Source organism: Chloroflexota bacterium (assembly GCA_020850535.1).
Taxonomy (GTDB): domain Bacteria; phylum Chloroflexota; class UBA6077; order UBA6077; family JACCZL01; genus JADZEM01.
Window position 1 is genome coordinate 34,128 of sequence record JADZEM010000015.1, and the last position, 11,720, is coordinate 45,847.

Genomic DNA, 11,720 nt, shown 5'->3' on the forward strand with positions numbered 1-11,720 from the left:
TTTTTCCAAACCTGATCCCTCGCCGGTCGTTCTACTGTCAGGGGATCGCTCGTCCCGGGAGCTGGCAGGCCGCCCATGCAGACAACGGTTGAACCGGTGGCCCGGCTCATCGAAGAGTTGGCGCGGCTGCCTGGCATCGGTCCGAAGACGGCGCAGCGGCTGACCTACCATCTGCTGCGTGTCCCCGAAGACCGCGCCCGCGCCCTGGCCGAAGCCATCGTCCACATGAAAGAGGCCGTCATCTTCTGCTCGACGTGCCTCAACATCACGGACCGCGATCCCTGCACGGTCTGCCGCTCGGAGTCCCGCGATCATGCCACCATCTGCGTGGTTGAGGAGCCGCTCGACGTGGTCGCTCTGGAGCGGACCCGCGAGTATAAGGGGCTGTACCACGTCCTCCACGGCACCCTCGATCCGATGGGCGGCGTCGGCCCCGACGATCTGAAGATCCGCGAGCTGCTGCGCCGCCTCGACGGCGCCGTGACCGAGGTGATCCTCGCGACAAACCCGAACGTCGAAGGCGAGGCCACCTCGATGTACGTGGCGCGGCTCGTGCAGCCGCTCGGCGTGAAGGTCAGCCGCCTCGCGCGCGGCCTGCCCATCGGCGGGGATCTGGAGTACGCAGACGAGGTGACGCTTGCCCGCGCTCTCGAAGGCCGCCGGCCGTTCTAGGCGAATAGCAGCCGCAGGCGTCCGCCGGTTTCGTTCCCAGGCGGCTCCGTCGAGCTTCTTCGCCGGCGGCATCCGACGATTCTGGCGCATCACTCGGCGCGACCGGCGCATCGTCGGCCGGCTTGGCTGGCTGGTGTTGGCGCTGCCACTGATCCTGGTGATCGTGGCCGACAGCATCGGGACACCCACGACGCCGGCCGACGCCGCCCCCAGCACACCCCCTGCGGTCCTGGCTGGGCCGGGTTCAGCGCCGAACGGCGACGGCTCGAACGTCGCACAGGCCGCCGACGCCTCGGCAGTCCAGGCGGTCGCTCCACAGCGGGGCGGCCCGGCCCTCGCGCCGCTCGACGCGGCCGAGCAGGCGCGCCGGGCCGGCGACTACGACCGCGCGCTCACGATCCTCCGCGAGCAGGCGAACGCCCAGGATCGGAACACGGCGAACGAGGCGTTGCTGCAGCATGCCGTGGTGCAGATCGACGCCGGCCGGTACGCCGCCGCCACCGAGTCCGCCGGCGAACTGATGGGTCGGCAGATCGATGCGCCCGTGCGCGCGCGTGCCCTCTTCGTGCTCGGGCGGGCCAAGCGAGCATCCGAGGACTATCTCGGCGCGCTGGCCGCCTTTGACGAGGTCGTCAAGACCGCGCCCGACTTCGGCCCCTACGCCGACTTGCAGGCGGCGTACTGCCTGGCCGCGCTCAACGACCGCCCGGGCCAGAACGCCCGGGCCGGCAAGGCGTTGGAGCTGGCTCAGGCCCGCCTCACGAAGGTGGATGCGCTCGAGCACCAGGTGACGGCCACCCTCAAGCAGGGCAACACCGACGCCGCGCTCAAGGCCTCAGACGCCCTGCTGACGCAGGCCACCACGCGCACCTATCGCGCCCAGACGCTGACCAGCCTCGGCGTCATCGCGCGGGACGCCGAGCGACGCGATCTCGCGATCAAGTCGTTCGCCACGGTCATCGCCGAGCTGCCGGACACGCCATCGGCCATCGGCGCGTTCGACGCTCTCCAGAGCATGAACGCCCTGACCGCCGTCGCCCCGGACGAAGCCCCCGCCGTGCTGTTCTTCGCCGCCCGGTACGGCGAGGCCGTGCCGGGCCTCCGCGCCGCCATCGACAGCGGGCTGATCCCCGAGAAGAAGGCGCGCGCCCGCTTCTACCTGGGGCAGGCGCTCTTGCGGCTCGGCTCGGTGGACGAAGGCGTCTCGACGCTCAAGCTGGTGGCCGACGACCTGCCGGGGTCGGATCTGGCCGCGCGGGCGGCGCTCCGGGCTGGCCGCCGCCTGGAGGCGGACCGTCGGCTCAAGGACGCCAGCGACCTCTACGACCTCGCGGCGAAGGCGTTGCCCGCGTCGGCAGCCTCCCAGGAGGCCCAGTCCCAACTGGTCTACACGCTGATGATGCGGGGGGCGGCGCCGGAGGCGCTCCAGGCGGCCATCGCACTCGCAGGCGGCGAGGCGGACGGCCGCTGGAAGGGGCTGGCGCTGCTCTGGGCCAGCAAGGGCCTGACGAAGGCCGGCGACCGCGCCCAGGCCACGGCGCTGCTGGCCCGCGCCGCCGAGATCGATACGGACGGCTTCGGCGGGCTGCGGGCGCGCGCCATCCTCGACGGCGACACTCGTGGTGGCCAGGGCTCGCCGGACCTCGATCTCGCCGTGCTCCAGCCCACGCCTGACGACCTGGCCGGGCTGAACGGCTGGCTCGCCGGCGGCGGCATCGACCTCGCGGCCCTGGAGCGCGAGCAGGGGTCCGAGCCGGGCTACCAGCGCGCCGCCCTGCTGTACCGCGTCGGTATGCCCGAGTGGGCGGCCTGGGAGCTTCAGGAGCTGGCCGCGCGCTGGGAGGCCGATCCTGGCCGCCTGTATGGACTGGCGCGCTTCGCCTCCGAGCGTGGCGACACGCCGATCAGCATGCGATTCGCACTGGCGGCGCAGAAGGCAACGGGGGCAGCCGTGGCGGCCCAGCCACGGCTGCTCCAACGGCTGATCTACCCGCTCCCATACGCCGACCTGATCGCGGCGCAGGGCAAGCAGCGCGGCGTCGATCCACTGCTCTTCGCCGGGCTGATCCGCCAGGAGAGCACGTTCAACCCGCGCGCCCGTTCCTCCGCCAACGCGCTCGGGCTGGCGCAGGTGGTGCCGTCCACGGGCCAGGGCATCGCCTCGGCGCTGGGGCGGCCGTCGTTCAGCAACGACGACCTGTACCGGCCGGCGGTCGCCGTCGAGTTCGGCGTGTTCTACCTGGCCCGCCAGCTTGGCACCTACGACGGGCGCGTCTACCCGGCCCTGGCGGCCTACAACGCCGGCGGCGGCAACGTGAACGGCTGGGTGGCGGAGTTCGGCAACGAAGACCCGGACATCTTCATGGAGATGATCCCGTTCGCCGAGACGAGCTACTACGTGCGGATCGTCTACGAGAACTACCAGCAGTACCGCCGGCTCTACCGTTAGCTGCGCCTCAGGCGACCTGGCTCTTCTGGCAAGAGGGGGCGACGAGCTGGGGCCGTTCGACCAGCAGCCGGCGCAGCGCCTCGGCCGGGATCGGGCGCGAGAGCAGGTAGCCCTGGCCTCGGTCGCACCCGAGCACCTGGAGGTGGGCAAGCTGCTTGGGCGTCTCGATGCCCTCCCCGACGACCGACAGGCCGAGGTTCCGGGCCAGCGCGACCAGCCCACCCACGATGGCCGTGTTCTGTCGATCTTCGCCCAGGCCAGTCATGAACGACTTGTCCACCTTGAGCGTGTCGAACGGAAAGTGGCGAAGCTGCCCCAGTGACGAGTAGCCGGTGCCGAAGTCGTCGATGCTCAGGCTCACGCCGATGCGCTGAAGCGCTTCGAGGCGCGCCCGCGCGGCGTCGGGATCTTTCATCACGGCGCTCTCGGTGACTTCCAGCTCCAGCCAGTGGGCGGGAAGCCCGGTGGCATGCAACACCCGCCCCACGTCTTCCAACAAGCCGGCGTCGCGAAGCTGGCGCGGCGAGACATTCACACACACCGTCAGCGGCTCAGCTCCATCCGCCTGCGGCCAGGTCATCGCCTCACGGCAGGCCTCGGCCAGTACCCATGCACCGATCCGCACGATCAGGCCGGTCTCCTCCGCGATGGGGATGAACCGGGCCGGCCCGATGGTCCCGCGCTTCGGATGCTCCCAGCGCAGCAACGCCTCGACGGAGCTGACGCGGCCAGTCGCCAGGGAGATGATCGGCTGGTACACGACGGACAGTTGATCCCGGGCGATGGCTTCCCGCAAGTCCATCTCCAGCTCGAGCCGGTCGCCAGCGTCCGCCGCCATACGCGGATCGAACAGCTCAGAGCGGGCGCGACCGTTCACCTTGGCGCGGTACATCGCAAGGTCGGCCGCCTGGAGCAGGGCATCGCGGTCCGCCCGCTCGCCGGCGCTGATCGCCACCCCGATGCTCGCCGTCACCACGACATCGCGGCCCGCGATGGAGAACGGCGCGCGCATCGCCTCGGCCAGCCGGTCGGCCACGCCCTCCGCGTCGGCCTGCGAGCCGATCTCGCCCACCAGCACCGCGAACTCGTCGCCGCCGAAGCGGGCGGCCGTGTCGCAGGCACGCAGGCAGCCGGTGATCCGCCGCGCCACCTGCACCAGCAAGTCGTCGCCGATGTGGTGGCCCAGGCTGTCGTTCACCACTTTGAAGTTGTCGAGATCGAGGAAGAGCACGGCCAGCAAGCTCTGCTCGCGGGCCGCGCGCCGCAGCGCCTGCTCCAGCCGATCCCCGAAGAGCATGCGGTTCGGCAGTCCTGTCAGCGGATCGTGGAACGCCAGCGTCCGATACTGCTCCTGGCTGGCGCGCAAGGCCTGCTCGACCTTGACCCGGTCCGACACGTCGGTCCCGACGCCAATCGCGCCGATCACCTCGCCGCGCTCGTCTCGCTGGGGCGCGAGGCGGACCTCGAACCACTTGCGCGCGAGCTTGACGGTGCCCACGACCTCCTCGCCGTCCAGCGTTCGCTCGACCGCCTCGAAGAAGGGGTCCACGTTCTCGACGATCTCGTGTATGGGCAGGCCGACGATCTGCGCCGAGTTCACGCCGAGCGATTCCAGGCCCAGTCCCTCGGCCATGGTGAAGACGCGCTGCCGATCCACGGCGAAGAGCATGATCGGCGCGCCCGACACGACGGCGCGGACGCGAGCCTCGCTGGCCCGAACCGCCTCTTCAGTCGCCTTCTGATCCGTGATGTCGAAGCCGACGGACAGGTACTCGACAACCAGCCCGTCCGACCCGAAGACGGCGAGGTCGTTCCAGCGGTGCCAGCGAACGGTTCCGTCCGCCATCGGCGCCTGCACGTCGACTTCGACGCTCGGGCGCTCAGGCGTGAGGGCGCTGAGCTGCTCGCGCATGCGCTCGATGTCCGTCGGCGACTTCAGCTCGCAGAGGGACCGCCCGATCAGCCGGTCGGGCGACGTGCCTTCGTGCCGGGCGTAGGCTTCGTTCACGAATGTGATGGTGAGATCAGGGTCGAACCTCGTGATCCACTCGGTCTGCATCTCGACAATGCCGCGGATGTACGACGCCTGGTCGCGCAGCGAGTCATTGGCCTCCTGCAAGGCCGTGACCGCTCGCCTGCGCGAGCGGATCAGCCATGCCGTCAGCGCCGCCATGACGGCCAGTCCGAACAGGTCGACTTCCGGCGCACGGACGAGCAGCGAGCCGGTCGAATCGATGTCAAACGCTGGCATGCCGTACAACACCACCTGCTGCACGGTCCAGATGCCCAGGGCCGCCAGCAGCGCACCGACCGGCAGCCAGAGCAACTGGAACGCACGGCGAGCGTCTGCGACAGGCCACCGTCGAGCCAACCGATTCACCTCCTCGTGCCGATCGCGTTGAGCATCTTCCCGGCGCTTCCCCGTCGCCTGGAAGGGCGCACGCATCTCGTGTGAGAGCGTCGCTGCGTCGATTAAAACGACGCTACCGCGCAGAGGGGACGGTAGGACGGTTCTGGCTCACGTTGTTACGAACGAGAGACGCCATTCTGTCGCTCAACCGCGCCCGAGATCCCTCCCAGACCGATGCACGGCGTGACAATACAGACGGTCAGCATCTATCCTGGAGCCTGGCGGCCGGTCGGTCCGTGCGACGTTCAAGGGGGTCTGACACCGTGTCCATCGTCGTTACCGCCGCCACGGCGGCCACGCCATCGCTCGCCGAGGCGCTCGCACGGCTCGTCCCACAACTGACCGGTGGCCTCTCTCCGATGACCGTCGAGCGACTGGAGACCGTGCTCTCCCAGCCGGCCCTGACGTTGCTGGTGGCCCGCGACGAGCGCGACACCGTCGTCGGGACGGCCAGCGTGGTCGTCGTGATGACGATCAGCGGCTGGGTGGCGCGGCTCGAAGACGTGGTGGTGGACACGGCGACCCGAGGACAGGGGGTCGGTGCGGCCCTGACCTCAGCCGCGCTGGCCCTGGCGCGAGATCGTGGCGTCGAGCACCTCGACCTGACGTCAGCGCCGCACCGCGAGGCGGCCAATCGCCTCTACCGGCGGCTCGGGTTCCAGGCGCGCACGACGAACGTCTACCGCCACCCGCTCGTGTGAGGGCCGCGAGCGCCTACTGGACGACGTAGATCAGCGTCGCCGCGCCGAGACCGACGCCCTTGACCGGCTCACGGTGAACCTCGGCCGTTCGGACGGGCAGACGCATCCGCTCACGGGCCATCGCCACGAGGTGCGCCGCCGTCGCCTTGGCCCGGTTCACATAGAGATCGACCGTCCGGGCGTACAGGTCGAGCGTCACCGAATCGACGCCCGGCAGCGCCCGCAAGCGATCCCCGAGCGCCTGCGCATCGACGCCGTCGAGCGAGTCGCAGACGAGCCGGAGCACGGCGGCATCCGGCGGCAGCGGGATCGGCTTCTGCGGCGCGGCCTCCGACGGATCGCCGGTGCGGCGGCGGCTGCTGGCCGGCCGAGCGGCCTTGCGCCAGGTCAGCGGCGGATCGTCGGAGGCCCCGCTGCCAGGGCGCGTACTGCCGCCTCGACGCGGAGCCGGGTCCACCCGCCGCCAGATCGGCGGCCCGAACGGGCTTGAGCGCGGCTCGTCGGGAGGGTCGGCAGGCATCTCGGCCGGCATCTCGGCCGGCATCTCGGCCGGCGTGTCGTCGCGGCTGGTACGGCGCGGATCGCGCTTGACGGCGTCACGCAGGCCGAACCGGTCCTGACCACCGCCGACGCCGTGCACGTCGACAAGATGATCGCGGGCGCTCTCGGCGACCGAATTGCAGAGCGGGCAGCGCCACGGTTCTGATGTCACGTTTGCATGATACCGGGCCGGCCCGCCGGGGCGCGCCTATCCAGCGGCGAACGCCTCGATGTCTGCCCAACCCTCTACGACCTGAGATGCGCAGCCTTGAGCGCCGCCAACTCCTGCTGGGCGGCGGCCACCATCGCAGCCTTACGCGGCTCGGGCACGAACGTCGAGCGGAACCCGTTCAGGATCAACTCGTCGATCTGCTCGACGCCCAGCCCCATCGGCTCGATCAACGCGGCGTAGTCGTCGGACAGCGACGTGTTGAACAGGGATGGGTCGTCGGAGTTCACCGTCAGTACCACGCCAGCCTTCAGCAGCGTCGGGAGCGGGTGACGCTCCAGGCTGGCGGCCACGCCGAGGCGGACGTTGCTCAGCGGGCAGACGTCCAGTGGCGTCCCGGTCGTGGCAAGGTGGCTCACCAGCGACGGATCCTCGATGGCCCGCACGCCGTGCCCGATGCGCTCGGCCCCGAGCGCGCGCAACGCACCCCAGACGCTCGACGGGCCGTCGTGCTCGCCGGCGTGCGGGGCGCTGTGCAGGCCGGCTGCACGGGCCTTGTCGAACCAGGGCGCGAACGGCTCCGGCGGGGCTCCCGCCTCGGCGCCCGCCAGCCCGAGCGCCACCACGCCGATCTCGCGTCCCTCGATGGAGGCCGCCAGCGTCTCGTCGGCCAGCGGCACGACCTGGTTGCCGTCCTTCCACTGCCGCACGATGTTGAAGATCCAGGCCAGCTCGATCCCGTGCTCGGCCAGCGCACGCGCGCGGCCACGGGCCAGCCCGTCGAAATACTCGCGCCGCGGCACGCCCATCATGTGATGGACGCTCTCCGAAAAGGTCACCTCGGCGTAAAGCACGCCCTGCCGCGCGAGGTTCGCGCCCAGCTCGACGGTCACCAGCTCATAGTCGGCGGCAGTCCGCATGCAGCGGCAGGCAGCCCTGAACACGTCGATGAAGTGATCGAAGTCGCGGAACTGAATCCAATGCCGCATCTCCTCGACCGTGTTGGCCGGCAACTGAACGCCGTTCCGCTGGGCCAGGGTCAGCAGCGTCTCGGGCTGGACAGCCCCCTCCAGGTGAACGTGCAGCTCAGCCTTGGGCGCTGCCTGGACGTACGATGAAAGAGACACCGCGCGCTCCTCTTCGCGGCGCACGGTGTCGATAGACGCGGGAGGGGGTGCCGAGCTTACCGCTCTGGCCCCCAGGCTGCGTGAACCGTCTGCGCCACAGATGCGATTGTCTGGTTGGCGACCTCAGCGTCGTCGATGCCCTCGGTGAAGACGCTCAGCACGTAGCTGCTCGCTCCGTGCGTCACGATGCCGACATCGTTCGCCACGCCATCGTACCACCCGCTCTTGTGCGCCAGCCGAGCGTCGAGCGGCAATCCACGCTTGATCTTCGAGCCATCCTGCGACTGGAGCAGCAGCGCCCGCATCTCGCGGCTGGCAGCGCTGCTCACGAGCTGCTCGCTAGCCAGCATGTCCATGAGGCGGCTCATGTCGAGCGGTGTCGTGACGTTCTGCGGCGCGCCGGTCGCGCGGGACAGGCCGAACGGGTTGCCAAGGCGGGTGCCCGCGAGACCCAGTGCCTGGAGATTGGCGTTCACCGCTCGGGTGCTCAACGCCTCCATCACACGGTTGGCCGCGTCGTTGTCGCTCGAGACGATCATCGCGCGGAGGTCAGCCTTCTGCGCGTCGTTCAGGACGATGGTGCCGGTGAAGGTCTGCCGGTACGCCTCGACCAGCAACGCCAGCTTGCCGACGCTCGCGGCCGGGAACGTCTGCTCGGGGGCCACCCCGATCCGTTGCCCCGTCACCAGGTTCCGCCCGGCGATGCCGATGCGGGCGCTCGGGCCAGCCACCGAGCGAGCTGCGCCAATCGCTCGGGCGGCGAGGCTGGCAGTCGTGGTGCTGGTGGTGGCGCGCGGCTCAGTCGAGACTGCGGAAGCCTGCCGGCCCGTCGCGGCAGTGGTCGCGGCCGCGGCCGGCACCCCGGACTTCAACCGGTCCCGCAGGGCCAGAATGCGCCTGACCTGCTCGTCCGTCCCCGGGCGAACGCCGTTCTCCTTGACGCTGCCCGGCCCCTGAATGAACCCGGCCAGCCCACGCGCGTCGTCGCCGCCCCACTTGAGCATCGAGGCCACGTAGGCGATGCCGGCCTCGACGTTGTCGGACGGATTGCCACGGTCGAGCGCCCGCCGCACGATGGCCGCCTGAATGTACTCAAACGTCTTGTCGGTGACGGTGAGGTAGCCCAGGCCGCCGGGAGCGTCGAGCTTGCGGGGCTTGCCGTCGGTGTCGACCCAGGCCAGGGCGCGCGCCAGGGCCGGATCGACGCCGTACTGCTGCGCCAGCCGGTCGAGCGTCGCGCCGGCCTCGTCGGATGCCGGCGCAGCCGGAGCGTTGTTCGCCGCAGGGGCCGTCGAGCCGGGCTGATTCGAGCGAGCCGCCGTCGTGCCGGCCGGGGCGCTGACCGCGCCGGCCGGCACGCTCAGCTTCTGCCCGACAGTGAGTCGATCCGGGTCAACCAGCTCGTTCGCTTCGAGCAACGCCTTCATCGTGACGCCCAGCGACTTCGCGATGCCGCTCAGCGTGTCGCCGGCCTGCACCAGGTACTGGCCGCCGGCTGGACTCGGTTGCGGCGCAGCCGCCTGTTGCGGGGCGGGCTGGGGCTGCGCGGGCTGGGACTGCGCCGTCGGCGCACCGCTGGAGCGAGCCGGAGCCGGCGGCAGCTTGAGGGTCTGCCCCTCGCCGACCCGGTTCGGGTCCGTAATCCCGTTGAGCGTCACCAGCTGCTCGACGGTCACGCCGTACTGAGCCGCGATGCCACTCAGCGTCTCGCCCGACTTCACGACATGCCCTGATCCATCGGCGACGTTCGCCACCAGCGAGCGCCCACCGAAGAGGCTCGCCAGGATCAGCACGGCGAGCATGAGTCGAACGATCAGACGAGGCACAAGCCCTCCATCACATGCGGTCGAGAGGAGTCTAGGCTGCCCCCCGTCACGCCCGAATCACGCGGCGTGTCACTGGCGTTACAGGGCCATTACAGGTCATTCGTGCGGCTCGTGGGGAGGCCCGGGCGCGGGAAATGCGCGCGTATACTGGCCTCGGCCAGGGTGCCGGGCTGGCGCCGTCCAGCCTGACTGAGGCCGCGCCGCCGTCTGAAAGGCATGGCGGCGACGGGTCGGAGCCGCAGCCTGCGGAGGGGCGGGTCGGGCTGACCACGGGGACACGGGTGGGGATCCCGGCGCGGCGGCGTCGGCAGGTTGAGAGGATCGAGACACCATGGGGCCGAGCGGGCAGCCAGTCAGGCCAGAAACCCGCGTACTTGTCGTCGATGCTGACGCCAGGAGCCTTGAGACCCTGGCCGTCGCGCTGCTCGACAGCGGGTTCGCCGTGCGGACTGCTGCGAGCGCCACGGAAGCGCTTGCCGAAGCACGGAAGCGCCCGCCTTCGTTGATCCTCAGCGACATCGCCATGCCGGGCATGGACGGCTTCCAGCTCTGCGCCGCCTTCCGTGGGGATCCCGGATTGGGAAACGTACCCGTCGTCCTGCTGGCCGGCGGCCAGAACGATCCGCGCCTGCGCGAGCGCGGTGCGACGGCGGGCGCTTCGGACTACCTGACCAAGCCCATCGACCTTCCACGGCTGGTGCAGGTTATTCGCGGCCTGTCGGCGTAGGGGCCCGCTCGGGGTCGGATCGAGCGCTCTCGCATCGTTCAGCGGCGATTTCAGGCAAGTTCGCGAGCGAAAGCGTCGCTCGGAGCCGTTCCGGGACGTTGTTCATCTGTGGACAGGCTCGCGGCGATATGCCGTGCGGGAGGCCGCCTCGATGAACGAACGCCCAGCGAATCCGATGCGTCTGCGTGCGACCGCCGCCATGATCTGGTTTGCCACGGCGGCCGCCGTCTTCGTCACGACGGGCGAAGTCGCCGCGCACTACGCCGGATTGGCCGCGCTTCTCTCGGCGGCTGCCGCCGGCCAGTTCTTGCCATCCAATCGCCTCGTGGTCGCCGCCAGCCTCGGGCTGGGGACGCTGGCGCTGGTGATGCTCTGGGCGGCCGGTGACAACCCGGAGGCCGGCGCACTCGGCGCGCTGTCGGTCGCCGCAAGCTGCCTCGTGGCGCGGTGGTCGCGCGCCACGGCTCCGCCCCGCCCGATGGCCGCGGAGCAGGGCCGCCAGCTGGTGGCCGCCCCGGCCGGCTCGCGCCTGCCAGCCGGCGTAGCCGACGAGCAGTTGCTGGAGCGGCTGGCCGTGCATGAGATGACCCGCGCACGCCGCTACGAGCATCCGCTGACGCTGCTGCTGATCGAGATCGACGGCTGGCCCGCCGTCTATGGTGGCCGCGAGCGGCGCGCCGTCGAGGAGCGCCTCGCCGCCCTCGCCACGCGAGCGCGGCGGCTGCTGCGCGATGTCGATGCGATTGGCCTGCATGGCGACTCGCAGCTTGCGGTGCTGCTGCCCGAGACGCCGCTCGACGGCGCGCTGGTCGTCGCGGCCCGCATCGAGGAGACCGCCCGCCAGGATCTCGACCTGTCGGTGCTGCTCGGCGCGGCGGTCTTCCCCGACGACGCCGTCACCGTCGAATCGCTGCTGCACGAGGCCGGCGAGGCCCTGGAGCTGGCACGCCTCGAAGGGACGGGCATCGCCCGGCGGGTGGTGCTGCGCTAAACGCCGCAGGCCGACCGCTTCGGCGCACGCCCGACAGCCGACCGTCCCCAGTCGGCCGCTCGGGATCAGTTCGACTGCCCGACGCCGCTGCACGGAGATATCGCTGCT

General features: G+C 70.6%; 9 protein-coding genes. 5 read left to right on the plus strand and 4 right to left on the minus strand.

Annotated elements, in window-relative coordinates:
* The first annotated feature begins 75 nt into the window (after window positions 1-75).
* A complete protein-coding gene (gene recR, locus IT306_02605) occupies window positions 76-672 on the plus strand; it encodes a recombination protein RecR (GenBank protein MCC7367282.1) in 597 nt (198 codons plus the stop codon).
* Window positions 638-3,121 carry a transglycosylase SLT domain-containing protein gene (locus tag IT306_02610; GenBank protein ID MCC7367283.1) on the plus strand — a complete coding sequence of 828 codons (2,484 nt, stop codon included), beginning with the start codon at window positions 638-640 and terminating at the stop codon, window positions 3,119-3,121. Before recR ends, IT306_02610 begins: the two co-directional genes overlap by 35 nt.
* Window positions 3,122-3,128: 7 nt before the next feature.
* Here IT306_02610 and IT306_02615 read toward each other — a convergent pair whose 3' ends face one another.
* Window positions 3,129-5,492 (minus strand): EAL domain-containing protein, encoded by a 2,364-nt coding sequence (locus IT306_02615; protein ID MCC7367284.1) that lies wholly within the window; start codon window positions 5,490-5,492, stop codon window positions 3,129-3,131.
* A 398-nt stretch (window positions 5,493-5,890) separates the two neighbouring features.
* Between IT306_02615 and IT306_02620 the strand changes: the two genes are divergently transcribed.
* Window positions 5,891-6,232 (plus strand): GNAT family N-acetyltransferase, encoded by a 342-nt coding sequence (locus tag IT306_02620; protein MCC7367285.1) that lies wholly within the window; start codon window positions 5,891-5,893, stop codon window positions 6,230-6,232.
* Window positions 6,233-6,245: 13 nt separating this feature from the next.
* On the opposite strand, the gene IT306_02625 is transcribed toward IT306_02620, so the two are convergent.
* The 3 genes from IT306_02625 to IT306_02635 form a co-directional block, all read right to left on the minus strand.
* Window positions 6,246-6,944, minus strand: coding sequence for a hypothetical protein (locus tag IT306_02625; protein ID MCC7367286.1), 699 nt, complete (start codon window positions 6,942-6,944; stop codon window positions 6,246-6,248).
* A gap of 74 nt (window positions 6,945-7,018) precedes the next feature.
* Complete coding sequence (gene add / locus IT306_02630; protein ID MCC7367287.1) at window positions 7,019-8,068, minus strand: adenosine deaminase; 1,050 nt, start codon at window positions 8,066-8,068, stop codon at window positions 7,019-7,021.
* 56 nt (window positions 8,069-8,124) lie between these two features.
* Window positions 8,125-9,894 carry a serine hydrolase gene (locus IT306_02635; GenBank protein ID MCC7367288.1) on the minus strand — a complete coding sequence of 590 codons (1,770 nt, stop codon included), beginning with the start codon at window positions 9,892-9,894 and terminating at the stop codon, window positions 8,125-8,127.
* Between the two features lie 331 nt (window positions 9,895-10,225).
* On the opposite strand from IT306_02635, the gene IT306_02640 reads away from it, so the two are divergent.
* Entirely contained in the window at window positions 10,226-10,621 is a 396-nt protein-coding gene (locus IT306_02640) for a response regulator (GenBank protein MCC7367289.1), read from the plus strand.
* A 151-nt stretch (window positions 10,622-10,772) separates the two neighbouring features.
* Window positions 10,773-11,612 carry a diguanylate cyclase gene (locus IT306_02645; protein ID MCC7367290.1) on the plus strand — a complete coding sequence of 280 codons (840 nt, stop codon included), beginning with the start codon at window positions 10,773-10,775 and terminating at the stop codon, window positions 11,610-11,612.
* The last annotated feature ends 108 nt before the right edge of the window (window positions 11,613-11,720 follow it).